The organism is Acidilobus saccharovorans 345-15 (genome assembly GCF_000144915.1).
GTDB classification, from domain to species: domain Archaea; phylum Thermoproteota; class Thermoprotei_A; order Sulfolobales; family Acidilobaceae; genus Acidilobus; species Acidilobus saccharovorans.
The window spans coordinates 971,282-997,965 of the sequence record NC_014374.1 but is presented as its reverse complement, the minus strand read 5'-3'; the positions used below and the strand labels follow the sequence as shown (position 1 = coordinate 997,965).

Genomic DNA, 26,684 nt, shown 5'->3' with positions numbered 1-26,684 from the left:
AAGGGACTTTTAGTCAAAAGTCCTAGTTCATACTGACTTCCTTCCTATCAATATACCTGCCAGCAGCGCTGCCACAACAACGCTTGCTATTACATAGTATTCTGCCGGCGCAGAGGAGGCTGTAGCCTTTGTTGTGGTTGTCTGGGCCACCTTGAGTGCATTGATGAGGTTAAGCATGTTGATCTCAGCGGCCTCCTGCACGTTTGCCGAGCCAGATAGTAGAGCAGTTGTCGAGGACTTCGCCCCTTTGACGCTCTCCGTATTACTCGCCATTGTTGACAGTGCCGAGATTTCTTCAGTCGAGTGCGACTCCACGTAGGCTAACAGGCCTTCACCGTCTATAGGTGCGGCAAACGGCGCAACAGTTATGTTATAGCTGATGGGATACAGGTTCACCGCATTGGCGTCCTCGCCGCTGATCACCAGGGTCCATGGACCTGCCAGGCTGTAAAGTCCTTCGCCTACGTAGGGTGACAAGAGGTATGAGGTGTAGACCGACGGAACATACACCTTCCCGACCCACATTCCCAAGGAGCTGTTGTACTGCAGCGGTATGCCGACTTCAAACCCTAGTAGCATTACGTTATAGAGGTCCTGGGTGGGCACAAGGGTGGCAAGGAAGGTCCCCTGGGTCACTGGTGTTCCGTTGGGGTAGTCTATGGAGGCGTAGATGTTCAGCCACACGCCCTCTATAGAATATGCCGCCGTAATTATATCTCCGCTAAGCTGCGTGGGGGCCACGTAGAAGGACTGGTTGAAGTAGCCAAAGAGCGGCCCGGTGCTCGTGTTCTCCTCGCTGACAAAGACGGCGTTATACCATCCTGGGGGCATGTTGCTCGGTACAACGAAGTACCCTATCTGGTAGTAGAGCAGTGGCGAAGGCGCCGGCTGCAGGGGTACCTGGGCGACGAGGGTTCCATTGAGGTTATAGATGTCTACAAACACACTGCTGGTGAAGTAACCAAACCCGAACGGGTCAGAGACCATGGCTAGGAATAATAGTGTCTGGCCCGGCGAGACGCTTGGGGTGCCGTCGTTGAGAGGAGTAATGACATACGCATTTATGATCTGCTCTCCGAAGTAAACATACTCATATGCGTCGCCGTCCACGGCTCCATTAGCGGCCGTGGTGTAAATATACATTATGTAAGCGCCCTGCGGCTCCGGGTAGGGCAGTAAGGCCGTGCCCTCATAGAGTCCTGGGTACTCAGTCACATTAACCGGCAGCAGGGTAGCGTTGAAGTAATTGATACCGTTGTGGTAGAAGACAGCTGTAATTGAGGGTGAAGTGACTGGAGTCCCGTTGGGATAAGTTGCGTAGACCTCAACCTGGAACGGCTCATTAACCGGTATAGCAGGCGCGTATGGGTAGGGGACGGGCTCTATGATTGTTATGCCGGTGCCTACGTAGACGTCGGTGGCGCCACTGCCGCTAATGCCCGCAGAGGTGCCATTAACGAGCACAGTCCACACGTTGGGCGGCAGCCCGGGCTTGACATAAACTTCCCCTACCCAGTAGGTGCCGTTAAACTGAAGCGGAACCTCCTCACCAAGTCCCTCAGTAGTGAAGACATACACGTTGAACTTGCCGCTTGTCGCAGGCGTCCCGTTAGGGTAGTATATTGCTGCCACCACCTCGAACGTGGAGTTATAGAAGTACCATGAGTACTCAGCCCCAGGCTCGTAGGTTGTCACTGCCACCTTGAGCGACGGGAAGTGCGTCAGCTCATATTTAATGGCGTAAGCCAGGAGGCCAGCGTTTGGAGAGCCAAGCCCTGTGACCAGGTTGTAGCCGGCGTGCGCCAGGTATTTGCCGTTGTAGCCGAAGGTTATCTGGTGGAAAGCCATATTATACAGCGTCTTATTCTTGTAAATGGTGTAAAGCAGCGGGTTAATGAGGCCCAGCTTCATTCCTAGGTAGCCGTCTATATCAGCAGTTATGCCGGCCCAGAGGGGTGAGGCAAGGCTAGTGCCTCCGATAACTATCATCTGTCCAGTTGCTATCTCCACGAAGCCCGTGTATGGGTTAGCGTCAGTGGCCACGTCAGGCGTCGTCCTGAACGTGCCGTTAACGACGCCGTACTGATACCAGGGCTTGGGGAACAGGCTTGAGAACCCTCCGGTTGAGGCCACCTCGCTGGAGCCGTAGAGCGGGCTCACAGACCATGCTGTCTCGTAGCCGTAGGTGCCAGTAGAGTTAAGGAACTCTATGGAGCCCGATGTGACGTTAACGTAGAGTGTGGTGCCCCCCACCGCAGTTACAAACGGTGATGAGGATGGGAACAGCACGGCCCCATAGGTTGTCGGGGTGGTGTCGAAGGCGCCCTCGTCGCCTGAGGAGGCGAAGAAGCTTATGCCCTCGGCAGCGCCAAGGGCGAAGTAGTAGTCGGCGAACGGGTAGTTCAATATGAAGGCTGGGTAGGTGGTATAAACTCCTGACTCTGCGAAGAGGCTCTCAGGCGCCCCCCAGCTCATGGAGACCGCGTCAGCTAGGTCGGTGCTTACGACATAATCTATGGCCTCAAAGAGCGCGTTTCCATTGTTAGATGCGATGACCAGATATATGTGGGCGAAGGGAGCCATGCTCTGCGCTGCCTCAACATCTAAAGCGGTCTCTATGTACCAGCCTGTTGACAGGCCAAGCGACGGGTGGTAGGGGCCTATGGGTATAACCGTCAGGTTGGCCGGTGGCAGGTTAAACTTTTGGTCGAACTCTGCCACGTCCTGGTAAATCAGGGGGTCGCCGTAGGCGTCTATTATGGCGATTGACGCGTTCTGGCTATAGGGGATTAAATTCGTCACGTTGTACGCGCCCTCGAAGTCGGCTGGCGTATAGTAGGTGTGTGACGACGCTACCTGCAGAGGCGCTGGCAGGCTTGAGTTGGCAGGTATAAATGTGTAGTGACTTATCCTGCCGGCGACAACGTATTGCGGCTTGAAGGCGGTCCTGTTAGTGAGGCCCAGTATCAGGGTTCCCTGAAGTGCCTCTGGTATCCTGGGCATGCCCGCAGGCGCATAGTAAACCTCCCCGTTAGGCCCCTGGTAAAGGTCAAGTTGAACTCCGAACACCTTTTCAACTACGGAGGCAGGCGCCTGGACCATCAGAGAGAGCCTGTCAGGACTTACGTAGGTCACTACGAAACCGCTCTCTTCAAGGAAGTTTTCGATGCTGTTAAACTCCTGCTGCGAGGGCGCAAAGAGCTGGAGCACCTCGCTCCTCGACAGCGGCTTGGCCTGATGCTCAGCAACCTCCTGGGCTATTAACATCAGCTCGTTGAGGTTTCTCGGCGGTATGAGCACTGATAGGCTCACTAAATAATTGGGGCTGAGCGGCCCTATCACGCTGCCGTTAAGCTGGGGTCCATAGTAGTTTGCGCTAGGCTCTAGGGCCCTAGCTGGAGGGGTCCAGGACAATGCTGATGTAAACGAGATTAGCATTAGTAGGAGTATAGTTAAGCCAACTAGCTTCCCTCCTTTCATAAGGCCACACCCTTTACGTGTCTGGTATCAGAGATGCATACCGTAGTATTTAAGATTATGTTAAAATAGTGTTTCTTGGAAATAAATAGACTGCTGTAGCTCATTGTTAACGCGCTGAAAGCTCTGTCGGAGGCGCCTAGGGAGCTGTCAAGGCATCATGCAGGGCCACCTTTTACGTTTCCGCAGTTAGAATTTATTGGCAGGGGCTGGGCACGCTACAGCGGCGGGAGAGAGTATAAGTTGGCCAGGAGCTTAAGCATGCTTACTGTAAAAAAGAAGTACTTAAAGCTCATACTTAGTGGAAGGAAGACCAGTACCATAAGGCTTGGTAACCTTCAGGTGAGGGGCAGGTACCTTAAGGTCGTCAGCTCGGGCAGGCCTGTTGCAGTGGTCCGAGTGGAGGAGGTCATACATAAGAAGGTAAAGGACCTGACCGATGAAGACGCAGAGCTCGACGGGTTTAGTGGTCTGGCGGAGCTCTTTAGGGAGCTTAGGTCGATATATGGAGACTTCATGCTAGAGGATGACATAACTATCATAAGGTTCTCCCTTGTAAGGGCCATCGAGGGGTCTGAAGCTGGTGGGAACCACGGAGCTCCCAGGGGCAGGATATCTACACGTGGCGTTGATGTAAACAGGACGAGCTTGCAAAGTCAGATTAAAAGGGCCGAAAGGCGATAAAGATGTAATAGGTGGTGTTGGATGGTAACGCCAAGGGTCAGGACGTACATACCAGGCCTTGATGAGATACTTTATGGGGGCATACCCGAGAGGAACGTCGTCATGGTGTCTGGAGGTCCCGGCACTGGCAAGTCCATAATGGCCCAGCAGTTCATATACAACGGCCTTATCAGGGGGGAGCCTGGAGTTTATGTGGCCCTTGAGGAGCACCCGAGCTCTGTCAGGAGGAGCTTCAGGCACTTCAACTGGAACATCGATGAATATGAGAGGAAGGGGACCTTTGCCATAGTAGATGCCTTCACCACGGGCATAGGGTCGGCCGCCCAGAGGGAGAAGTACATAGTAAAGGACCTTGACAACGTCTCAGAGCTTGTGGACGTTGTCAGACAGGCCATTAAGGACATCAAGGCCAAGAGGGTCGTGATAGACTCTGTAAGCACCCTGTACCTCTCTAAGCCCGCAGTTGCCAGGAACATAGTAATGATACTGAAGAGGGTCGTCTCCGGCCTAGGCTGCACGGCATTCTTCGTGAGCCAGGTCTCTGTAGGTGAGAGGGGCTTCGGAGGCCCTGGCGTTGAACACGCGGTTGACGGTATAATAAGGCTGGACTTGGATGAGATAGAGGGCAAGCTTTACCGTTCAATAATAGTTTGGAAGATGAGGGACTCTAAGATATCCATGGTGAGGCACCCTATGGAGATAACGGATGAGGGCATAGTAGTCGTGTGGGACAAGTACCTCAAGGTCGCGCCTAACTCAATATCTATAGTCGAGCTCCCAAAGGAGGAGGTCGAGGAGATGAGGAGGTCCCTCTCCGAGAGCTCTGAGAGCGCAAGCAATAAGGAAGAGTATGAGGAGTAAACAAAAGCGGTTCTCAGCAAGGGTGAACGGTCTTCACAGCCCGAGGCTCAGCTTACCGTCGTGTCATCACGGTTTCCGCGTTCTACCTTAATGGAAGCGTTTAATAAGCTTAAAACTTAGCTATTGGTCTTTAAGGCGCTTAAGGTCACGTTCTCGCCGTTTTCGTCAAAGAGCTTTATCTTCTGAGTCCTTATGAGCAGGTTCTTCTCGGATCCAGGTTCTACGTAGCCGCCCATATTGACCATGAGTTCTACGGAATCGTCGTCTATAGGCGAGACCACGGTCCTGAAGACGCCGGCCACGTAACTTGACACTTTGACCTTAACCTTCCCAGCAAACGTCATCCCAGGCGCGTCAGTGCTGTCGCTAAGCATCACATCCTCAGGCCTTACGCCGAGCCTATACTTACCTTCAAGCTTGGGGTTGGGCGAGGGTACCTTGACCGAGCTGGATAAGTAGATGAAGCCGCCGGAGACCGTGACGTTCACTATGTTTATGTCGCCTCCAAGCTTAGCAACCACTTCGTTGGCAGGGTTGTCATAGATGTCAGTAGGGGACGAGACCTGCGCGAACTTGCCGTTAATTATGACGCCAGCGACCTCGGCTATAGAGAAAATGTCTGCCGGGTCGTGAGATACTATTATAGTGGTCAACTTCCTCTCCCTCTGTATCTTCCTGACAAGGGCCCTGGCGCTGTCCCTCACTGCCGCGTCCAGGTTGCTGAAGGGCTCATCCATTAGGAGCAGCCTAGGGTTCTTCACCAGCGCCCTGGCTATGGCTGTCCTCTGCATCTGCCCTCCCGAGAGCTCCCTTGGATAATGGTTAAGGACCTTGGTGAGGCCCAGCTCCTCTGCTATTTCCTTGACCTTCTTATCTATCTCGCTCTTTGGCACCTTGGCGTTACGGAGCGGAAACGCTATGTTATCGTAGACCGTCATGTTGGGGTAGAGCGCCCAGAGCTGGAATACCATTGCTATGCCCCTGTGCTCCGGCTCCACTACAATTCTTCCAGGGGCCGAGACCAGCTCGTCATCAAAGTAAATGGTGCCGTCAGTGGGCACCTCGAGCCCGGCTATTAGCCTTAGGAACGTGGTCTTGCCATGGCCGCTGGGCCCCAGAACGCCAAAGGCCTGGCCGTCAGGTATTGTTATGGTTATTCCGTCAACGGCACGAACCTCTATTTTGCCTCTCCTGAAGATCTTCTTTAAGTTTTCGACCCTGACCGAGGCCATGGCTCAGACCCCCTTTGCTCCCCCTCCCAGCGCTGCTAGGCCGCGTATGAAATACCTTCCTAGAGCTATGAACACGGCCAGCGGAACTATTGAAGCAAGCACCGCGGCGGCGTAGGTCTCATTGTAGATAGTTCCATAGCCTCCAGTGAAGAACCTCTCCTCCACAGGAACCATCCTCATAGATGGCGTAGTAGTAAGCACCAGCGGCAGGAAGAAGTTATTCCACGACATTATGAACACGAATATCACGGTTGAGAGGAAGCCTGGCAGCGCCAGCGGGAACACGACCTTCCAGAATATGGTCCACTGGCTGGCGTCGTCGATTCTTGCAGCCTCTATTAGGTACCTGGGCACGGAGGGCAGGAATATCGACATGAGCAGCGCGGCGGTCGGTATGTAGAACAGCAGGTTCGCAAATATTACTCCCCAATAGGTGTTCAGCATGCCGCTGTGGGCCTCGAGCAGGAGGAGTGGAAGCAGCGTCGACTCCACTGGTATAAACGTGGCAAGCGAAATTATTGAGAACCCCGTGTTGCTAACTATTGGATGCCTTTCACCAAGTGAATAGAAGAAGTATGCCCCCATCTCACCAAGTATGCCCGAGAGCACAGTAACAGGGATAACAACTATGACGCTATTGATGAGGGGTTTCTTCATGCTGTCCCAGACAGTCATGTAGGCTGAAAGCGTGAAGTGCGTTGGCGGCTGGAACACTGAGGTAACCGTAGCTTCGAAGTTCGTCTTAAAGCCGTCTATAAGCATTGCGTAGAGGGGCATGAGCCAAAATATTACTACAAGGCCTCCCGCCAGCTGAAGCAGGGCATACTTGAGCAGCCTAGTCCTATAGGATGCCATGTTTTCACCCCCTCATAATCCACTTCTTTATACCAAAAAGTGCATACGGTATTACCACCGCAGCGGCTATCAGCGTTATAAGCGTTGAGGCCGCAGCTGACTGGCTGAAGAATTCAGTGTAGAACTCGTAGTAGACGTATTCTACAAGAGTCATGAGGTCCAGGTTAGTTGGGCCACCCCCTATCACGAAGGGCAGGCTAAACATCCTGAAGGAGAACAGGAACAGCAGCGCAGTGGCGACTATAAAGCCATTCATTGAGTTTGGAAGAAGGACCCTGAAGAGTATCTTAAAGCCTCCCGCGCCGTCTATCTTTGCAGCCTCCACTATAGACTTATCTATGCTCATAAATGACGCTAAATAGAATAGCACCGCGAGCCCCGTGTAGGCCCAGAACTCTACCAGAAACATAGATAGGGTTGTCGAGGTGGCTGTTGCTAGCGGGTTAACCGGCGGTAAACCCAGGTGGGAGGTTATCCACCCAAAACCAAGCTCAGGGTTGAAAAGCCAGTCCCATATAAGGCCATTGGTGGCCATCGATATGGCCAGTGGGTACAGGAATATGGAGAGGTATAGGCTGCGCTGCGTGTTGGGCAAGAAGTAGAGGAGGCCAGCGAGGAGCAGGCCGGCTAGGTCACCTATAGCTACAAGTCCAAGGGAGAATATAGTTGAATGATAAATGGCTATCCTGAAGAAAAGGCTCTTGAATATGGCTTCATAGGTGGCGAAGCCAACGAAGGTGTGTCTGCTGTTTAGCAGTGACCAGTTTTGCAGGGATAGAACAACGTTCCAGACTACTATATATATGAGCAGGGCGCCGAAGAACAGCGTAGGAAGCGCCATCAAGGCTAACTGTACGGAACTGGATCTCAGCCTTAGTCGCCTGGCCCTCTTAATAGTGTTCACGTTAGTTTCCTTGTTGCCCATATATTCATTCACCTCTTTTCGTATACAGTTCTAACTACAGCGACTTAAATACGTTAAAAGAAAAGGTGTGGAATCAAAAACCAAAACTAGTTCGTTACCAGTGGGTTATGGCAGGGTATATGTTGGACACGCGTAGCTGGAGTTGAAGTAGTACCCTGGCACTATTACCCACGGCGGCACGTAGCCGGCGAACGGCTGGCCAGCTATGCCAAGGTATCCAAGGCCTATCTTAGCAGCGGCCAGCCAGTCCTCGCACTCGCTGTGAACAAGCGACGCCAGCTGCGCGTTGTATGCCGGTATGTATGCCGAGCCGCTCTCCTGGAGCGCTAGCACCTGCGAGATCCAGCTCCCGAAGACATCGTCGAAGAGCCCGCCGTCAGACAGCTGGTAGACGAACTGGTCCGCTGGGGTGCTGACCAGCTGTTCGTGGCTCCACCACTGCTCCGGCGTGTTGAAGTAGTCAGTGGCGTTCTTCCAGTAGGTGGTGGCCTTCCACTTCGTCCAGGCCTCCTGGCCCACATATGAGGCCCAGAAGGTTGCTAGCTTCACTCCTGCAGAGGTGGTCGGATATGGCTTAGGCACGCCCACGGAGTCTATGACCAACGCGTAGGTGCCGTTCGTGCCTGGGAACGGCTCAACCACGACAGTCACGTTAGGCCAGCTTATGTATGGCTCGATAGCAGGGTAGGTGGTAACGTTGTAGTAGTCATAGGCGTAGTTGGTTAGCCAGTCTCCGTTAGCCTGGAACACGGCCTTGCCCTCTATCAGGTCGCTGAGGCCCTCGGTCCACGTCAGGCTCTGCCAGCCGGGGTAGTCGTAGGAGGTGAAGTTCACGAAGAGCGAGTCCGTCTCGTTAACGAGCTGCTGCACTGAGGCGTTGGAGAGGTCTATGGTTCCGTAGACGAACTCGTTGTAGAGCCTGGCGCCGCCAGCAAGGCCATACTTCTGTATGGCGAGTGACAGGAATATGTCCTCCCAGAGGTTGAGCTGGTCCCAGCCGCCGTCCGCGCCTGGCACCATCCACGGGGTGACGCCGTGCTCGGCCAGCTGAACGGTGTCGTAGATCAGGGTGCTCATGTTTGTTGGCAGCGGCAGGTTGTACTGCCTGAGCACCTTCATGTTGATGTAGAGCAGCGCTCCCCTGTGCACGTTGACCGGCATTGAGAGCATGCTTCCGTTAAAAGTTCCTGAGAGCAGGGCCTCAGTTACGGCGCCTGTCCACAGGCCCATCTTCTGGGCTATTGAAGTGAAGTTAACGAAGTCATTGGGAGACGTTATGAGCGCATAGGAGGCCATCTCAGGCCCGAAGTGCACCTGGAAGGCTGCAGGAGGCTTGCCAGCCTCCATCATGCCAGCTATCGTGAACTTAGCGTTGGTGCCTCCAGCTCCAGGTATCACTTCAAGCGAGACCGTGTAGGGCGGGTTGTCGCTCTGGAACACCGGTATGAAGTGCTTTAGCGCTATGTAGCCCTCAGTTGCCCACCAGGTGTAGAAGGTTATCGATGTGACAGAAGTTGTCGTCGTAGTAATAGGTGTCGTCGTAGTAGTTGTAGTGGTCGTTGTCGTCGTAGGTGTAGTTGTAGTGGTCACATGATGTTTCGTGGCAAGATATGCAGCGTATCCACCTACTGCAGCGATTATTACAATCACTATGACTATTATCGCAATAGTTGTACCACTTATAGAACGCCTGTTGGTGTGCAATATGCTACACCTCAGCTGAGACCTGGAGAATTGGGCAGTTTTTATCCTATGATGAAGAGTCTACATGGATTTCAACAGGTTATTTTTAGCATAAATATTAAGGAGAATAATAGAATAGCAATAGTTAAACCGAACAGCTCAAAAGTGTTTATGTAATACAGCTTTTTAATAACAGTCATTTTAATTATAATAAAGCTAAGCTAGTTTTCTGTTAACCTTCAGGCGTTGAGGAGCAAGGGCCTCACGCGTTAACGGGCTGAAGGCTCATATCATCTTCGTAGCTTATAGCGCAGATAAACACCGACTCCTCATCTGATGGATTTTCTATGCTGTGAGGCTCGTAGGGGCCCGTGTAGAAGAAGTCGCCAGCCTTCAACACCTTAGTGACGCCATTTATAGTAACTTTGAGGGTTCCCTTAATTATATACACCGCCTCCACATACTTGTGCCTGTGATACGGCATGACTCCGTGCGGCTTCACCACAAACCTCCTTAGCGCTATCTTATCAGAGCCGTCAGCTTTACTGACGAGCCACTGCACTGTAACGCCGCTGGTGCCCGGCAATAGGGCTGAAACGTCCTGCGGGGGCACATCTGCATAGTTGCCGAACTTCATGCTATCCCTGGCATGTAGGGCTGCGGCCCGCGCAAATAAGCTTAAGCTCACGCCTTGCAGGAATCCTTGTGACTGGAACTGTGGTCAACGCTGGCCGCAGGGAGCTTTTGCCTAACATGATAGCTATCAGGCCCGTGCACCGGTCGCTCTACGGGCCGGTCAACCGGTCTTCACAGCTGTGCACCCTTGCAGGGCGTCCGCGGCCCTGCCCCTCCCCTGCAACCCCAAGGTCGGCCATAGGCCGCGCGCCCTCAAGCGGGGGCGGCCGGCCTCATAGGTTAACCGCTCCGTCAAGTGGGCGCAGTTAACTCCAGTTAAACCAAGTGCAGCAAATGAGGGGGGCGGAGTTAAGTGCGCGTTAACTCTAAATTAAAATTGCTAGCAAAAAGTTAACCTGGCTGATGGAGCCTCCTTTGTCCCAAGGAGGCCGAGGCCCCTCCGGCGCCCCCATGTAGCGTTGGCTCCCGGAAGGTAACACCGGCGCCTTGATTGAGAAGGCTTCCCCAGCGGCGCTATACAGCTCAAAGGACGGAGCTTCATGAAGGGCCCGCTAGGCCGGTGTTACCTGCCGGCTTTCGGGGTTCCAGGGGAGTCCACAGGTAACACCTACCTTAGGCGTCGCCTGCCCTCTGAGGCTGTAACAGCTAGATGGAAGCCCCGCAACTGTGCACTAACTTTCTAAATATTTTTTAGAGTAAAATGGCGGTCCACAGGCCTTTGCAGATATGCTGTACCGACCTCTAAGCCTCCTGGTAAGTTCATCGATAGGTGGACCAGTTGCGCTCAGCAGCGGCTATGAATATTGCAAGTCGTCGTACCGCGGCAGGCCTTTAAGGCCTGGAAGGCTGCGGCCCAAGCTGAGTAACCCTTATAAGTGGGTAGCCTCACAGGCGAGAGAAGGCATTTTGGCGCGGAAACTGGGAGGCCCAGGCTTCGGGCCATCGGACTCTTCCAAGTCAGGCTCGTCCGGCCTCACTCCGCTGTCCATAACTCGTTACGACCCCACCAAGGGCCAGGTGGAGCTCACGGCTGGCTTTCCCGAAGAGAAGTTCCTTTGGAACCCTGACATACATCCAGTGCCTATATCCAGGAGAACGTGGGGGGCGCTGACTTACTTCCTGATATGGGTGTCGATGGCCTTCATAGTGCCATCATGGACTTTAGCCAGCATAGGACTGCTCCTGGGCCTAACGCCACTTCAGGCCATATTTACGGTGTTCCTAGGGAACCTAATAGTGGTCATTCCTATGATAATACAGTCCCACGGAGGGGCAAGGTATGGCATAGCTGAGCCGCAGCTCACCAGGACCAGGTGGGGAACCTACGGCGCTATGTTCCCAAGCTGGGTGAGGGCAGTGATAGGGGCAGGGTGGTGGGGGATAGAGAGCTACATAATAGCTGAGGCCGCCACAGCGCTTTACGCCATATACACGGGCAGGACCTCGACGATAGCCTACACCGTGGCTCACTTCCAGAACTACCCATTCGTGCTGGCAAAGGACTTCCCAAGCATATTCTGGGCCACGTTTGTGATTGTTATAGCGGCGCAGATGTTGGTATTCTACCTATCGCCTATAGTGAAGTCGCAGCCCGCCCTCAGGTGGCTTGCGAGGGTAGGAGGGCCCATAGTTATGATCGCCTTCGTGAGCCTATGGGTTTACTTCATGAGCGCGGCTGGGTGGTCCGTTAACCTGTCAGCCATATCGGGTCAGGGCCACTTCACCTGGCTGGGCTTCCTGGCATTCCTTAACGCTAACATAGCCTTCTGGGCAACTATGGCGCTTACAATGCCGGACTACACTAGGTTTGCAAGGTCGCAGAGCTCCCAGACCTATGGACAGCTAACCATGCCGTTCCTAATGCTTGCCGTGGCGGCCTTCTCCGTGATGACCACCGCGGCGGCCTACGAGCTCTATGGCAAGGTAATATGGGACCCCATAGTCCTAACGGCCCTCTACATGACGAGGCCCCTTGGCTACTTCGTCCTAATATCCATAATGTTGGCCACGTTCTTGGTTAATGCCTTTGCCAACGCCGTCGGTCCCGCATATGATATAGCCAACACGTTCCCAAAGCACATGAGCTGGTTTAAGGGGTCCCTAGCGCTTATCGCGATAGCCGTTGGCATAGGCGCGTGGAGCTATTATGGCAACGCTTACAGTTACATAACTAACTGGCTGCTGACATACGGCGGTCTCCTTGGAGGCATAGAGGGCGTGATAATATTTGACTACGCTGTAGTAAGGAGGTTCAAGCTTGATCTGGCTGACGTGTTTAAGAGCGACGGAATCTATAGGTACTGGCACGGCATAAACCCAGCGGCTGTCATTACCTTCCTGATAGTGACCGTGCTCATATACGCTCCTCTGCCCTACCACCAGGTCCTCTTCAACAGCTCATGGTTGCTCTCCTTCACGGTCTCAGGGCTGATATACCTGCCGCTCATGAAGTACTGGGTTATTCCAAAGTATCAGCCGCAGCTTAGCGGCGGCCTGCTAAGGGGCTACCTGAGCCCGTACACTAGGAGGATATTCATGGTGGAGAGTAACTAACCTTTTGTTAAGGATAGCAAAGTAATGTTATAGCTTGATTCTACCAGTTTTATTGAAAAGCGTGTTAAGGGCTCAGGCCCGCGCTAGCGCGAGCGTGGCCAGAGTGTCAGAGGGAGAGCCGGCTACAGAGGAGTGGTACTCGCTCAGCATCAACATGCACAGGTTCTACGGCGGCAAGATAGAGGTCCTGCCGAAGGTGCCCGTGAGGGGCCTCAAGGACCTCGCGGTCTGGTACACCCCAGGCGTCGCTGCCGTGAGCAGGCTCATAAGTTCAGACCCCGACCTCTCCTTCGAGCTCACCTCCAGGTGGAACACGATAGCCGTCGTGAGCGACGGCACCAGGGTTCTGGGCCTCGGCAAGGTCGGCCCCGAGGCCGCCTACCCGGTGATGGAGGGCAAGGCGCTGCTCTTCAAGTACCTTGGGGGCGTCGACGCCGTGCCCATAGTGCACAGGTTCTCAAAGGCTGAGGACTTCGTGAGGTTCCTAGAGGCCATAGAGCCCTCCTTCGGCGGCATAAACCTTGAGGACATAGAGAAGCCCAAGTGCTTCACCATACTGGACGAGGCCAGGTCGAAGCTCCAGATACCGGTGTGGCACGACGACCAGCAGGGGACGGCAACAGCAATCCTGGCAGGCCTCATCAACGCGCTTAAGGTTGTTGGCAAGAAGCTCCAGGACGTCAGGATAGTGATTTTTGGGGTCGGCGCGGCTAATACAGCGTTCTACAGGCTATTGAAGTACATGGGCGTTAAGCCCAACCATATAGTTGCGGTCGATAAAAATGGTGTCCTCCACCCTGAGATGAAGGACATAGACAAGCTCATGCTCACAGATCCATACCAGTACCAGATAGCCATAGAGACGAGGGGCGGGGGCCTGCCTCCAGACTCGCCCATCGAGAAGGCCTTCGAGGGGGCTGACGTAGTTGTCGCGGCGTCGGCCCCTGGCCCAGGGGTCATAAGGCCCGAGTGGGTCTCAAGGATGAACAGGGACGCCGTTGTGTTCGCCCTGGCGAACCCGGTGCCCGAGATATGGCCCTCCGAGGCCAGGAGGGCCGGGGCCAGGGTGGTGGCCACGGGCAGGAGCGACTTCCCTAACCAGGTCAACAACAGCCTCGTCTTCCCGGCGGTCTTCAGGGGGGTGCTGGACGTGAGGGCGAGGACAATAACCGACACCATGGCCATAGCAGCGGCCGTTGAGCTCGCCAAGTTCGCCGAGGAGAGGGGGGGCATAGGCGAGGACAGGATACTGCCCACCATGGAGGAGTGGGAGGTCTACCCGAGGGTCGCCGCAGCGGTCGCGGTTAAGGCGGTTGAGGAGGGGGTCGCCAGGAGGACTACCACTTACAGGGAGGAGCTCGAGAGGGCGACCGAGATAATAGGGACCGTGAGGCAGAAGATAAACGCGCTGCTTGATAAGGGCCTAATAACGATGCCTATGTGAGCTTTGTTAACGCTGTTGAGATAGCACCTCTCTGAGTAATGACACAAACTTATCCAGGAGGGCCTTAGTTACGTGGGGCATTACAACAACCCTTATGCCGGGCACCAGGCCGCATTTGTAGACGTAGACCCCTTCCTTGGCGAGCGATCTCATTAAGTAGTCATCGCCGGCATGCTCTATACACACAACCGGTACTTCAGGGTCCACGGGCGTCTCGAGCCCTAAACCTTTAACTTCATTCAGTAAGTACCTGGTTCTCTCCATGAGTTCATGGGCCTGCGCGGCATAGCCGTCACGGCCCATGTACTTTACGATGGCCCAGGTGGCCGCCACAGGCCCCCCGCTCCTGGTCCCAAAGAGGCCCACCTGGTGTCCCGCAGGATAATATTCTGCCTTGAAGTCGAGGGGCTTAAACCAATGCTCGTCCCTAACTATCAGGCCGCCGGCGGGCAGTGGGGCAAGCCCAAGTTTGTGGGGATCAAGTGTGGCGCTCATGACTGGCCCGTTTTGGAACCCGAGCTTTCTGTTGGGGTAAACGAAGGGAGCCACAAGGCCGCCCAGGGCAGCATCGACGTGAACTATGGAGTCGCACTCAGCTGCAACGTCAGAGACCTCCTCCACGGGGTCTATTGTGCCCACGGACGTGGTGCCTACAGTAACTACTACAACGCCTGGGCCGTTCGCCTTGCAGAGGGACCTGAGGGAGGCCGGGTCCATCCGGTACTCCTTCATTTTAACTTCAACAGGCCTCATTCTGAGCAGGTAGGCGGCCTTAGTTATAGAGTGGTGCGCGGCGGCCGTGTAGTAGACGTTGTTAAAGCCGTGTTCCCTCGCAAGGTAAAGGGCCGCCAGGTTGGATTCGCTGCCGCCGCTGGTTATGTAGCCCGTGCACCTGCTGCCGCCAAGGTAGCTTCCGAGCTCCTTTATGGCCTCCTCCTCCAGCTCCCTGAGGGGCCTGTAGAGCTCCTCGTCATTTACATTGAGTCCCTGGAACATGTCAAAGGCTGCCTTAGCTAGCGGGTGAGGAGGAGTAGTCATGGAGCCCAGTATCCCGTCCCTGTAGTGGATGGGCACCGACCTGGCCACTTCGGCAAGCCTCGACATTATGTCCTCCAGCTTCACGGTTTTCCCTTGAAGAGGGTAGGCCCTTCGTTTTTTATCGCTAAGCTACCAGGCCACAGCCAGTTGCAGGGATGGCCCAGTTGTAGGGCCTGTCTCGCGTCTGGGCTTCGACGCAGTGCGCCTCAAAGTATTATGCGCCTCCCATAACTTTAACTCCTAGGTACTGGAGCCCGCACGGTATAAACCTGAGCGCCCTAAGGTTTGAGTAGCCTCTGCCCCACACGCTTACATACTTAGAGCTCGCCTTGTCAAGGAGCGAGAGCTCATCATCAGCTAGCCTTAACTCAGCTGAGCCTGCAAGCTCGGCGACCCTCTCAGGCTTAGTGGTGCCAGGTATAGGGACGGCGCCCTTGCCGACTATCCATGAGAGGGCTACCTGCGCCTTTGTAACTCCATGGGACGCAGCTACCTTGGTCAGAGCCTCCTGAAGCTCTAGGTCCCGGGAGGCTGCCCTGAACCTTGGGTCCATCCTTTGAATGCGCCTGGTTGCGGCGGCGCCCGCGAGAGCTCCCTTGGCCAGCGGCGAGTAGGCTATGATACCAATGCCCAGCTTTTCCGCAGTCCTGAAGACGTCAAGCTCGGGAGTCCTGAAGGCAAGGCTATACTCCACCTGGTCGCTTACTATCTCAGCTGACCTGAGGCAGCTCGCCGCCTCCTCAAGCATGTGCCCGGGGAAGTTGGAGACCCCTATGAACTCCGTCAGCCCCCTCTTAGCTGCGTCCTCAAGCCCCCTCAGCGGCTCGCAGAGGGGCACCCACGCTGGGGGCGGCCAGTGAAGCTGAAGCAGGGACGGCCTTAGGCCAAGCCTTCTGGCGGACGCCTCTGCAGCCTTGGCCACAAGCCACCTTAACGGCCTGAAGCCTGCGACCTTCGTGGCTACCACTATATCATCAGGCCTGAGCCCAAGGGTCTTTACTGCGTTGCCCAGGGACCGCTCGCTCCTCCCCATTCCATAGACCTCGGCGGTGTCGAAGAAGCTGATGCCATTGTTAACGGCGGCTCTAACTATATTAACGGAGACCTCCTCGCTGCCCCTCCACGAGGTTGAACCTATCTCCCAGAAGCCAAGGCCTATAGCGCTAACCTTAGGGCCTCCTTTGCCGAGCTTCACGTATATCATGACGTTTCAGCTCTCGCAGGTCTTGAGGGCTTACCGAAAGGCTAAGAGTCTGAGCTTTTGTCGCAAATCAAATTTTACCCTGAAGCAGCATATATTTGGGGGACTTAATGATCGAGATCAGGAAGTTGAGTGATCCTTTGGAGCTGTCTCAAGTAGTCGAGGTTCAGCTCTCCGCCTGGGGAATGGATAGGTCGCAGTGCGAGGCTGTGCCGCTCCACATGCTTAAAGCCATGGTTGATAACGGTGGCCTAGTCCTGGGGGCCTTCGATGGGGACAGGCTTGTGGGCTTTTCATTGGGCTGGTTTGTAGAGACTCCCGAGGGGCCTTATTTCTACAGTCACATGACGGGCGTGGTAAGCGAGAGGAAGTACAGCGGCTTAGGCACCAGCCTCAAGCTTGCCCAGAGGAGGGAAGTTCTAGCCGCGGGGGTCAGGCTCATAAAGTGGACCTTTGACCCGCTGCAGAGCCTTAACGCGCACTTCAACCTTGGCAAGCTTGGAGCCATTTTCACAAAGTACAAGGTCAGGTACTATGGTTATCTTCACGACTCAATAAACGCTGGCCTCGAGACGGACAGGGCCGTGGCTGAGTGGTACCTCGACAGCAAGAATGTTATCAACAAGATATCCAGTGTCGCGAGGACCCCCTCCCTTGAGGAGCTGGTCGAGTTGGGGGCTCACGTGGCTGTTGTCCCAGTTGGTCCAAGGGGGAGTGAGGAGCCCAAGGGACCGGACCTTAGCAGAAGCCCAGCGGCGGTTGCCATAGGGCTTCCTTACTCAGTATCTGCCCTGAACTCCGTGAACAGGGAGCTCGCCTCCAGGTGGAGGGAGGTCACGAGACAGGCCTACCTTAAATATTTGGGCGAGGGCTACGTAGCCTCGGACTTCACATGGGACAAGTATGGGCACGGCTACGTGATAATGGTGAGGGAGAGCCTGGGCGAGGTCCTTGATGGGGTGAGACCGTGGAGCTAAGGAAAGTTGAACTCATAGAGATCTGGGTTAAGTTAAAGTCCCCCTTTGAGACAAGCTTTGGGAGGACGGAGGAGAGGCCCGCTATTCTGGTCCGTGTTGAAGAGAAGGGAGGCGAGGTTGGCTGGGGCGAGGTGGTAGCGGACTCAGGCCCGTGGTATAGCTATGAGACCAACGAGACCGCGTGGCATGTAATAAGGGACTTCATTCTGCCGCAGCTGAAGGGCGACATAACCCCAAGGAACTTCACCGCTTTAGCAAGCAGGATAAGGGGCCACAACATGGCCAAGGCTGGCGTCGAGATGGCTCTGTGGGACCTCGCCGCCAAGCTTGAGGGGCTACCGCTATGGAAGTACATAGGAGGGGTCAGGGACAAAATAGTGAGCGGCGTCAGCGTCGGTATACAGCCCTCGCTGCAGGAACTGGTAAAGGTCGTTGACAGCTATCTTCAGCAGGGCTATGCGAGGATAAAGATAAAGATAAAGCCGGGCTATGATGTGGCCCCAGTCAAGAAGCTAAGGGAGACCTTTGGGGCTAACTTACCCCTTCAGGTCGACGCAAACGCCTCCTTCAGCCTAAGCGACGTAGAGGTCTTCAGGAGGCTGGACGAGTACAACCTGCTCATGATAGAGCAGCCCCTGGGCTGGAGGGATCTCGTGGATCACGCTGAGCTGGCCAGGAGAATAAGGACGCCCATATGCCTTGACGAGAGCATCACAGACCTAGACGACGCTAGGAAGGCCTACCAGCTTGGCTCGGCCATGATAATAAATGTGAAGCCTGCCAGGGTAGGAGGCCTCGGCGAGACCATGAGGATCCATGACTTCTGGTATAGGCAGCTGGGAAGGCCCATATGGATAGGCGGCATGCTTGAGACCGGCGTGGGCAGGGGGCACCTGGTGGCGGCGGCAACGCTAGAGGGTGTCAAATACCCTAATGACGTAAGTGCGAGCTCCAGGTATTATGAAAACGACATAGTAGAACCTCCCTGGGAGCTTAACAGGGACGGCACCATATCAGCACCTACGAGAAGTGGCATAGGAGTTGAAGTGCTTGAGGACCAGGTGCGCAGGACAGCCAAAAGGCTCTACCAAACGTCATTTTAGTTATACTTGCATATAATTTTAACTTAAACCTGGCCTTTTTCTAATGTGTGAAGTTGCCGTGAGGCATGTGCTTGTAGGCGGCGTGGGCTTTGTGGGCATAAACTTAGCCGCTGAGCTCAAAGGAAGTCATGAAGTTGTAGTGGTGGCTAGGAGGTCCTCCGTGAAGCGAAGGCCAGGCCTCTCAAATGACTTAAGCAAGATGGGCGTAGACATGGTTGTACTCGACTCCATAACACCTGAGGCCTTAAGTAAACTGGGAGGGGACGTGTACTACCATATAGCTGGCAAGATCAGTGGGAGCTACAGGGAGTTCGAGGAAGCTCACGTAGGCCTCCTCAGGCAAGTGGTCCAGGCCGCGTCTCAGGCCAGTGCAAGGGTTGTTTACGTAAGCTCCACGGCGGTGGCGGCCGAGCTGAGGGGGGTGCCGAGGGGGTCCCTCGTTGAGGAGGAGGATGAGCACCTGAACCCTAAGGTGTTCATTCACAGGACCCCTTATGAGGTTACGAAAGCTGAGGGCGAGAGGCTCCTCGTCTCGGAGGGCACGAGGCTGGGCGGCAAGTGGTCCATAGTTAGGCCATCCCTGGTCTTCGGTCCCTGGGGCTACGAGGTCCAGTGGAAGGTAACGCTGTGGGCTGCAAAGCGCGGACTTACGCTGAGATTTGGTTCGAGGAACATGGTGTACTCAGGGGACCTGGCCAGGATACTTGCTATGGCTGGCTCAGGCGCCTTTGATGGAAAGTGGGTCTACGCCAACTGGCCCTTCGACGTCGATATAAGTGACGTGGGTCAAACGATCTGCAGGATGCTCAGGAAGGACTGCCACGCGGTGAGCGCCAGGTGGGCGATCAGGCTCGCCGCGGCTGTGCCCTCATCGCCGTTTAAGATGATGTACCGCATGCTTTCAAGCAACTACAAGTACTCCAGCAGGTACTTGAGCGACTTTAAGTTTACGCCGCTGGAAGAGGCCGTCTCTAAGTTCATGGAGTGGGCCTCAGGGTCCGCTCACGCTTAAAACTCCCGTTGCCTGTTGATAGGAGGGTTTAGTTGAAGGCAAGCCCCATAATCGTTGCCATAGATGGCCCCGTGCTTGGCAGCTGTCAAGGTCTAGTAAAGATTATGACTGACCTAGGGGATGAGGTAGTTGGTTTCAAGGTTGGCATCCCCTTCATTATACAATGCGGCCTTGAGTCACTCGCAGCAGCCAGGTCAAGAATTAGAAACGGCCTGCTAATAGCAGACCTTAAGCTTGCTGACATAGGTGATATAATGGTCAGGGTGGTCTCGCTGGTGAAGGATTATGTCGACGCTGTCATCGCCCACTCCTTTGTAGGCTACAAAGGCGCCCTTGACAAGGTCTCCGAGAAACTTAAGGAGTGGAACATAAAGCTAATACTTGTGGCCTCAATGAGCCACGAAGGGTCGCGTGAGCTCTATGACAGGAACCTGGACTCTATTATGGATGTGGTGAAGAAAGCGAACCCATGGGGAGTCGTGGCCCCAGCAACAAGGCCTGACATAATATCGCTTGTAAGGAATGCCCTCGGTGCTGACGTGAAGATACTTGCTCCTGGCGTCGGCACTCAGGGAGCAAGGCCCGGGGATGCGATCTGCGCCGGAGCCGACTACGAAATCATAGGGAGGAGCATAACGGAGAGCCCGGATCCTAAGAAGGCCGTGGAGCTCATAGCCCTCGAACAGGAGGAGGCCCTAATGAGGTGCCGCAGATGAGCGGCACCATAGAGAGGCTTCTGCTCAACACTGGTGCCGTGCTCTTTGGCGAGTTTAGGCTCACCTCCGGCAGGGTAAGTCATGTCTATATAGACCTTAGGAAGGTCATAGGGTATCCTGAGGCCTTTAGGATAATATCATTAGAGCTGGCCCACATGGTCATAGAGGACGTGGGGGAATGCGGGAACTGCGCTGTGGTGGGGGTCGCAACCGGAGGAGTGCCGTGGGCTACCGCCGTTGCCCTCAGCTTAGGACTTCCCTTGGCTTACATCCGTCAGCCCAAGGGGCATGGAACCGAGAGGGACCTTGAAGGAGCCGAAGTCAAAGGCGTGACAGCGTTGCTGATAGACGACGTGGCTACCACAGGCAGCAGCCTCTCCTTTGGCGTCAGCGTTCTCAGGTCTCACGGGGCTAGGGAGGTAATTGGGGCTGTAATCGTTGACCGCGAACAGGGGGCCAGAAGGTCCCTGGAAAGCATGGGAGTCAAGTTGCTCTCAGTGACCACGCTAAGGAGCATACTTGAAGAGGCCAGAAGGCTTGGCATGATAAGCGATGAACAGCTAAACTCTTTAGCCGGCGAACTTTGGGGGACTACGTAAAGGGCTTCAGAGCGATATTCACAGTCATTTAGACTGAATTCAAAATTAAGTAAGGCAGATTAAGATCAAGATAGCTTTGTATAGCTAATCAATGTAGCGTTGTCTAACTAGGATGTGTCGTAGTTTCCTCAGGCTATTAGATAAGGCTATAAACACTTTAAAGTTCAGGCTACCTCGCTTTTTGTGGGCATTTTGCCCTGGCGCGGTCGTGACGTAATAGACCCAAGGGACTTCACAAGGGAGGACCTGGAGATTCTTTTTGAGGAGGCTGACAAGATGCGTCGTCAGCTCTCCTCTGGCAGAGTGACTAGAACCCTCGAAGGGAAAATAATAGCCACGGCGTTCTTTGAGCCATCTACTAGAACGAGGCTCAGCTTCGAAGCGGCAGCCAAGAGGCTTGGAGCTGACGTTATAGGCTTCTCCGCCGAGGAGGCTACCAGCGTAGCCAAAGGAGAAAGCTTTGTTGACACCATTAGGATGTTGGATGGCTACGCAGACCTAATAGTGATTAGGCACAAATATGAAGGCGCGGCTGCTCTAGCCGCCGAGGTTGCAAGGGTTCCAGTAATTAACGGAGGTGATGGAAGCCAGCACCACCCAACTCAGGCCATGTTAGATCTTTATACCGTGAGGGAGCTCTTCGGGAGCGTTGATGGCCTTAACTACCTCATAGTAGGAGACCTCAAGTATGCAAGGACTGTCGCAAGCCTCCTGAGGGCACTTTCCCTGTTTAAGCCAGCCTCAGTTATGTTGTCAGCGCCGCCACAGCTTCAGCTAAGGGATGAGGTAAGGAGGGACGTTGAGTCCAGGGGGCTGAGGCTTGAGTACGTTAAGCTTGAGGAGGGACTTTCCAGGGCGGACGTGATATATGTTACGAGAATACAGAGGGAGAGGTTCCCAGATCCTCAGGAGTATGAGAAGGTCCGCGGCAGCTATAGAATTACAAGGAGGCTACTGGAGGCCTACGCTAAGGGCAGCGCCAAGGTGTTGCACCCCCTGCCTAGGGTTGACGAGCTGGCAGCTGATGTGGATAGCACTAGCTACCAGGCCTACTTCCTGCAGGCAAGCCTTGGAGTGCCCCTTAGGATGGCTCTCCTTAACCTGATCTTAGGGGGTGAAGCAAGTTGAGCGGGGAAGGCCAGAGGAAAGTGCTGCTGGTGAGCAAGATAAGGGAGGGCACAGTCATAGATCACATACCAGCCGGCAGGGCCCTCGTAGTGCTCAAGATACTTGGAATAACTGGAAACGAAGGCTTCAGGGTGGCAGTAGTTATGAACGTTGATAGCGCTAGAATGAAGAAAAAGGACATAGTGAAACTAGAAGGTTACTATCCAAGGATAGAGGACCTCATGAAGATTTCCCTGGTGGCGCCAGAGGCCACAATAAACATAATTAAGGACTACAATGTAGTTGAAAAGAGGAAGGTCGAGGTACCTAAAGTAATAGAGGGCGTGCTAAGGTGTCCTAACCCTACTTGTATATCAAGGAAGCCCGGGGAGCCCATAAGCAGCAGGTTCCTGTTGGTCAGCGGGTCACCCCTCAGGCTCAAGTGCCATTACTGCGGCACAGAAATAGGAGAAAACGATGTTATAGAGCAGCTTGTCGGTGGTGGGCGAAGCTGAAGGATTACGAGAACGTCGTATCAGTTTGCGGCAAACTAATCGACTCACGAGGCTTCCTGGGCAGTGGCTGCGTTAACATAGGCAGCAACGGTTTCATAAACTCCATATCTAAGACGCCAAGGGGGGATAAAGTATACTCCTACGAGGGCGAGGGCGAATACATAGCGCCGGGCCTGGTGGACATACACGTTCACTTAAGGGGCCTCGAGCTATCATATAAGGAAGACGAGGCGACTGGCACCAGGGCGGCGCTTTCCTCAGGCATAACTCTTGTGGCAGACATGCCTAACACTAAGCCAAGACTTTCAACCCCTGAGGCCATAGGGCTCAAGCTTAACGAGCTTGCCGAAAAATCCTTTGTAGACTACGCTGTTTATGCTGGCGTCCCTGACTCGCCCGAACTCATAACGAAGATATTGAACCTTGCGGTTGCTGGCTTCAAGATTTTCCCAGAAGATATTATGAAGAGGTGGAGCAGCGTTAGGAAGATACTTGGGCTGAGTAACGTGCTTGCTGTAGTCCACCCCGAGCTTCCCGAGGCAGACAGAGTATGGGACGAGGACAACTATGAGAGGGGGGAGTTGAGGGGCTGCTGGATGGAGGGGGCGAGCCTTTATTACCTCTCTGAAGCCGCGGCCAAAGTTCACATAACTCACGTGTCATGCCCGGGCACCTTAAGGTTGGCCAAGAGCATGGGCTTCAGCGTCGACACAACTCCGCACTACTTACTCTATGACTACACGTTAGGAGGCTGCTACTTCAGAGTTAATCCTCCGCTCAGGGACCCGATCACAAGGACTTTAATGATGAAGGCCCTTACTGAGGGGCTCTTCGACGCCCTTGCAAGTGACCACGCGCCGCACTCGCTGGGCGAGAAGTCTGCGTGGCCTCACTGCCCGGCGGGGATACCCTGGCTTGGCCTGTGGCCTTGGTTGCTTTACAGGCTCGTCAGGGCCCACGCGCTAAGTAGGTCTGAGTTCCTGAGGTTGTTAACTTCTGGCCCCGCCAAGATATTAGGCCTTGGAGCCCGTTACGGCCTTATCGAGGTAGGTTACAGGGGCAACTTAGTCGTGGTCAGCGAGAGCCCCTCAAGGTTTCTGTCGACCTACAGTAAAGCGCCTTATGGCCACGCCTTTATGGAGGAGCTCGCGGCAGCCCCTAGGGCGGTCTTTATCGGAGGTCAGCTCGCCGCCGAAGAGATGGAGGTCACTCTTAAGCCCACAGCGCTTAACCCTTTCAGCAGGAGGGGAGAGGTTGAACCTTGAGGTAAGGGTGGCAGGCCTAGAGCTGCAGCACCCGGTTCTGAACGCCAGCGGCATCATGGGCGAGAGCCTTGACGGCCTCCTCGCTATAGGGAGATCAGGCGTCAGCGCGCTAGTTACGAAGTCTTACACTCCCTCCCCAAGGCAGCCTTACCCTATGCCAAGGGTGATTCACTTAGACATGGGCTCGTTGAATGCCGTAGGTTTGGCGAACCCGGGCATAGAGGGCTTACGGGATCACATGAGGGCGCTCGCAGGGCTTGGAATCCCCATAATAGTCAGCGTCGCTGGCTCTCTTCCAGAGGACTTCGCTAAGGTCGCCGCTGTCGCTGAGGAGGCCGGAGCTGCCGCGGTAGAGCTTAACCTGAGTTGCCCTCACGTTGAGAAGATGGGCCTAGACATAGGTATGGATCCCGTGATGAGCAGGAAGGTCGTAAGCGCCGTGGCTTCGACAGTCAAGATACCGGTAATAGCTAAGCTTGGCATCTCTGATAAGATGGTCGAGACGGCAGAGGCTTCGCTTGAGGCCGGCGCTAAAGGGCTCACGCTGATAAATACCGTAAGAGCTATGAGGATAGACGTTTACAGCCTAAGGCCTGCTCTTGGTCATGGAATTGGGGGCCTCTCCGGCCCAGCAATTCACCCAATAGCCGTAAGAGCCGTTTACGAGGTCTACAGGGAGCTTAGGCCTGACATATTTGGCGCTGGCGGCGTGGAGCGCTGGGAGGACGCTGTAGAGCTTATCCTGGCTGGGGCGAAGGCTGTTCAGGTGGGCTCAGGGCTCGTAAGGAGGGGCCTTCAAGTAATAGGTGAGATAAAGAGAGGCATAGCTGATTACATGAACTACATGGGCTTCAAGTCGCTGACGGATATGGTGGGGGCAGCCGCCCGCCAGTGACTCAGGGAGTCAGCCAAGGCTCAGAACGGCATTTAATAGCGTTTGAGAGTTTACAGGACCTTGAGTGAAGGTTGATGGGCTCAGGCGAACGTCATGCTAACCTCAGGGCTTTCCTTATAGCTTCAGCAGCCCTTGTGGTAGTCCTAGTTCTGGAGCTTCTGAGAGGAGTTGATGGCATAGACATCATAAACCAGGTCGTGCTCAGGAACATAGGGCCTGACAGGCAAGTGATAGTGGAGGGGATCTCCTACACTGCGAGCTTAGAGGTGTTCGCCGTGCTCACAGCTATAGCCTACTTTTTTGACGTGGGGGTCCATAAGAGCGCATCAAAGAGATTAACGTCATTCGCGGTCGCCGTCATCTTCTCAATGATAGTGACGGCTATACTTAAGGCGTACATAATGGAGCCGCGTCCCCACGAGCCATTCATTTACTTTGGACTTCTGGGCAACCTGTTGAACGCGGACTACTATGGGTTCCCCTCAGGGCATACCGTGAGGGTTACGGTTCTCGCATATTACTTTACGGCAACGCCATCAATGAGAAGGAGGGGGCTCAGCTATGTCGTGATACTTTATGCCGCAGTGATAATGTTCACTAGGCTCCTTCTGCAGGTTCACTGGCTGTGGGACATAGTGGGCGGCATTGTGGTGGGCGTGTGGTCAAGCCTCTTAGTTGACGGCATTGGCGAGAGGCTATGGGTGCCCCTTTACAACGCCACGCTTGGCCGTCTTAGCTTTTTGAGGCTAAGGCAGTGAAGCCTTAAGGAGCTATACCATGAACTTCGCTTCCCGCCTTAGATGAGATATAAGGCTTCACCGGCGCACACCCAGAGAGGCCACGGGCAATGCAGCAAAGCAACAAGTTCATAGTTGACGCGATGCTGGGCACCCTAGCCAAGTGGCTGCGAATGATGGGATACGACACGCTTTACTCCAAGTCATATAATGATGCTCAGATACTAAGCATAGCTGCAAGGACTGGTAGGATAATAATCACTAGCGACAAGGGCCTCCACAGAAGGGCTGAAAAGCTGAAGCTAAAGGCCGTTCTTCTTCCCGAAGTAGACGTAGCTAGAAACCTTGCCAGGCTTGCCAGTGAGGGACTCATAGAGCTCAGGGCTGACCCCTCGATAAGCAGGTGCCCAATATGCAATGGGCCCCTGAGGGAGGTCACTGACAAGAATATTATAAGGGGCCGCGTTCCTCCAGGAGCCTTAGCTAGGTATGGCAAGTTTTACGTGTGTGTTAAGTGCGGTCATGTATACTGGGAGGGCGGCCACTGGAATAACATAAGGAAAATAGTCAACGATGCCCGGATGCTGGTTCAGAGCAGCAAGGTCATAAGTGAAAACGACGAGAAAAGTCCTTAAGTAGCTAAATATAGAAAGCTGTTAGTGCTTGGTATTTAGCTTACCATTACATTTTAACTGGCAGGGAGCCAAAGGGATCTGGTGGACGCTATGGCCACAGAGCCCTTGGTCAGGGACATAATGCACACCCCGCCAGTTAAGGTTACCCCTATAACGCCTGTTAACGAGGCAGCTCAGATAATGATGGACAAAGGCGTAGGCTCCCTCATTATAGTTGATGACAGTGACAACCTCATAGGTATAGTTACTAAGACCGACATAGTGAGGGAGGTGGTTGCTAAGGGGCTATCCCGTAACGTGCCCGTGGGCAACATAATGACGAAGAACCCCTACTTCGTGCTTGAGGACTATACGGTCAAGGAGGCCGCTGAGCTCATGGGGACTCACAACATAGGGCATCTTCCGGTCCTCTCCAGGAACAACATGAAGCCGGTTGGCATGATCTCTAAGAGGGACATAATAAGGTTAGCGCCGCACTACATAACCTTAGTGTACGTGCTGCAGTCCCAGGTAGAGAAACGCTGAAGGGAGCTT

General features: G+C 54.4%; 24 protein-coding genes. 16 read left to right on the top strand and 8 right to left on the bottom strand.

What is annotated here, in order from left to right:
* Positions 1–27: 27 nt before the first annotated feature.
* The gene (locus ASAC_RS04975; RefSeq protein WP_013266904.1) at positions 28–3,480 is read right to left on the bottom strand and encodes a S53 family peptidase; all 3,453 of its coding nucleotides are present in this window, start codon (positions 3,478–3,480) and stop codon (positions 28–30) included.
* A gap of 258 nt (positions 3,481–3,738) precedes the next feature.
* Here ASAC_RS04975 and ASAC_RS04970 point away from each other — a divergent pair, with 258 nt between their 5' ends.
* The gene (locus ASAC_RS04970; protein ID WP_148217161.1) at positions 3,739–4,161 is read left to right on the top strand and encodes an ASCH domain-containing protein; all 423 of its coding nucleotides are present in this window, start codon (positions 3,739–3,741) and stop codon (positions 4,159–4,161) included.
* Positions 4,162–4,182: 21 nt separating this feature from the next.
* Complete coding sequence (locus tag ASAC_RS04965) at positions 4,183–5,022, top strand: KaiC domain-containing protein (RefSeq protein ID WP_013266902.1); 840 nt, start codon at positions 4,183–4,185, stop codon at positions 5,020–5,022.
* Positions 5,023–5,138: 116 nt separating this feature from the next.
* Here the strand turns inward: ASAC_RS04965 and glcV are convergent, their stop codons facing one another.
* The 5 genes from glcV to ASAC_RS04940 all read right to left on the bottom strand — a co-directional run bounded on the left by glcV (position 5,139) and on the right by ASAC_RS04940 (position 10,354).
* Complete coding sequence (glcV, locus tag ASAC_RS04960) at positions 5,139–6,254, bottom strand: glucose ABC transporter ATP-binding protein GlcV (protein WP_013266901.1); 1,116 nt, start codon at positions 6,252–6,254, stop codon at positions 5,139–5,141.
* Positions 6,255–6,257: 3 nt separating this feature from the next.
* Complete coding sequence (glcU, locus tag ASAC_RS04955) at positions 6,258–7,109, bottom strand: glucose ABC transporter permease GlcU (protein WP_013266900.1); 852 nt, start codon at positions 7,107–7,109, stop codon at positions 6,258–6,260.
* A 4-nt stretch (positions 7,110–7,113) separates the two neighbouring features.
* Positions 7,114–8,034, bottom strand: a complete 921-nt coding sequence (gene glcT, locus ASAC_RS04950; protein WP_013266899.1) for a glucose ABC transporter permease GlcT — start codon at positions 8,032–8,034, stop codon at positions 7,114–7,116.
* A 105-nt stretch (positions 8,035–8,139) separates the two neighbouring features.
* Positions 8,140–9,738 (bottom strand): glucose ABC transporter substrate-binding protein GlcS, encoded by a 1,599-nt coding sequence (gene glcS / locus ASAC_RS04945; protein WP_013266898.1) that lies wholly within the window; start codon positions 9,736–9,738, stop codon positions 8,140–8,142.
* A gap of 241 nt (positions 9,739–9,979) precedes the next feature.
* Positions 9,980–10,354: a cupin domain-containing protein gene (locus ASAC_RS04940; RefSeq protein WP_013266897.1), complete on the bottom strand. Its 375-nt coding sequence runs from the start codon at positions 10,352–10,354 to the stop codon at positions 9,980–9,982.
* Between the two features lie 1,016 nt (positions 10,355–11,370).
* Between ASAC_RS04940 and ASAC_RS04935 the strand changes: the two genes are divergently transcribed.
* Both ASAC_RS04935 and ASAC_RS04930 read left to right on the top strand, forming a co-directional pair.
* Positions 11,371–12,906: a cytosine permease gene (locus ASAC_RS04935; protein WP_202965440.1), complete on the top strand. Its 1,536-nt coding sequence runs from the start codon at positions 11,371–11,373 to the stop codon at positions 12,904–12,906.
* A 103-nt stretch (positions 12,907–13,009) separates the two neighbouring features.
* On the top strand, positions 13,010–14,350 hold the full coding sequence (locus ASAC_RS04930) for an NAD(P)-dependent malic enzyme (protein ID WP_013266895.1): 1,341 nt from the start codon (positions 13,010–13,012) through the stop codon (positions 14,348–14,350).
* A gap of 6 nt (positions 14,351–14,356) precedes the next feature.
* On the opposite strand, the gene mfnA is transcribed toward ASAC_RS04930, so the two are convergent.
* Positions 14,357–15,472 carry a tyrosine decarboxylase MfnA gene (gene mfnA / locus ASAC_RS04925; protein WP_013266894.1) on the bottom strand — a complete coding sequence of 372 codons (1,116 nt, stop codon included), beginning with the start codon at positions 15,470–15,472 and terminating at the stop codon, positions 14,357–14,359.
* A gap of 130 nt (positions 15,473–15,602) precedes the next feature.
* Positions 15,603–16,592, bottom strand: a complete 990-nt coding sequence (locus ASAC_RS04920; protein ID WP_013266893.1) for an aldo/keto reductase — start codon at positions 16,590–16,592, stop codon at positions 15,603–15,605.
* Between the two features lie 107 nt (positions 16,593–16,699).
* Between ASAC_RS04920 and ASAC_RS04915 the strand changes: the two genes are divergently transcribed.
* The 12 genes from ASAC_RS04915 to ASAC_RS04860 all read left to right on the top strand — a co-directional run bounded on the left by ASAC_RS04915 (position 16,700) and on the right by ASAC_RS04860 (position 26,675).
* The gene (locus ASAC_RS04915) at positions 16,700–17,566 is read left to right on the top strand and encodes a hypothetical protein (RefSeq protein ID WP_148217159.1); all 867 of its coding nucleotides are present in this window, start codon (positions 16,700–16,702) and stop codon (positions 17,564–17,566) included.
* On the top strand, positions 17,557–18,669 hold the full coding sequence (gene menC, locus ASAC_RS04910) for an o-succinylbenzoate synthase (RefSeq protein ID WP_013266891.1): 1,113 nt from the start codon (positions 17,557–17,559) through the stop codon (positions 18,667–18,669). Before ASAC_RS04915 ends, menC begins: the two co-directional genes overlap by 10 nt.
* 43 nt (positions 18,670–18,712) lie before the next feature.
* Complete coding sequence (locus tag ASAC_RS04905) at positions 18,713–19,681, top strand: NAD-dependent epimerase/dehydratase family protein (RefSeq protein ID WP_013266890.1); 969 nt, start codon at positions 18,713–18,715, stop codon at positions 19,679–19,681.
* A gap of 32 nt (positions 19,682–19,713) precedes the next feature.
* A complete protein-coding gene (pyrF, locus tag ASAC_RS04900; protein WP_013266889.1) occupies positions 19,714–20,397 on the top strand; it encodes an orotidine-5'-phosphate decarboxylase in 684 nt (227 codons plus the stop codon).
* Positions 20,394–20,996: an orotate phosphoribosyltransferase gene (locus ASAC_RS04895; RefSeq protein WP_013266888.1), complete on the top strand. Its 603-nt coding sequence runs from the start codon at positions 20,394–20,396 to the stop codon at positions 20,994–20,996. The genes pyrF and ASAC_RS04895 overlap by 4 nt, the downstream gene beginning before the upstream one ends.
* 192 nt (positions 20,997–21,188) lie before the next feature.
* Positions 21,189–22,124, top strand: coding sequence for an aspartate carbamoyltransferase (pyrB, locus tag ASAC_RS04890; RefSeq protein WP_048812820.1), 936 nt, complete (start codon positions 21,189–21,191; stop codon positions 22,122–22,124).
* Positions 22,121–22,618, top strand: a complete 498-nt coding sequence (gene pyrI, locus ASAC_RS04885) for an aspartate carbamoyltransferase regulatory subunit (RefSeq protein WP_048812819.1) — start codon at positions 22,121–22,123, stop codon at positions 22,616–22,618. The genes pyrB and pyrI overlap by 4 nt, the downstream gene beginning before the upstream one ends.
* Complete coding sequence (gene pyrC / locus ASAC_RS04880; protein WP_013266885.1) at positions 22,546–23,883, top strand: dihydroorotase; 1,338 nt, start codon at positions 22,546–22,548, stop codon at positions 23,881–23,883. Before pyrI ends, pyrC begins: the two co-directional genes overlap by 73 nt.
* Positions 23,873–24,778, top strand: a complete 906-nt coding sequence (pyrD, locus tag ASAC_RS04875; RefSeq protein ID WP_013266884.1) for a dihydroorotate dehydrogenase PyrD — start codon at positions 23,873–23,875, stop codon at positions 24,776–24,778. The genes pyrC and pyrD overlap by 11 nt, the downstream gene beginning before the upstream one ends.
* A gap of 74 nt (positions 24,779–24,852) precedes the next feature.
* The gene (locus ASAC_RS04870; RefSeq protein ID WP_013266883.1) at positions 24,853–25,536 is read left to right on the top strand and encodes a phosphatase PAP2 family protein; all 684 of its coding nucleotides are present in this window, start codon (positions 24,853–24,855) and stop codon (positions 25,534–25,536) included.
* Positions 25,537–25,625: 89 nt separating this feature from the next.
* The gene (locus ASAC_RS04865) at positions 25,626–26,150 is read left to right on the top strand and encodes a Mut7-C RNAse domain-containing protein (protein ID WP_013266882.1); all 525 of its coding nucleotides are present in this window, start codon (positions 25,626–25,628) and stop codon (positions 26,148–26,150) included.
* A gap of 90 nt (positions 26,151–26,240) precedes the next feature.
* Positions 26,241–26,675 carry a CBS domain-containing protein gene (locus ASAC_RS04860; RefSeq protein WP_148217158.1) on the top strand — a complete coding sequence of 145 codons (435 nt, stop codon included), beginning with the start codon at positions 26,241–26,243 and terminating at the stop codon, positions 26,673–26,675.
* Positions 26,676–26,684: the final 9 nt, after the last annotated feature.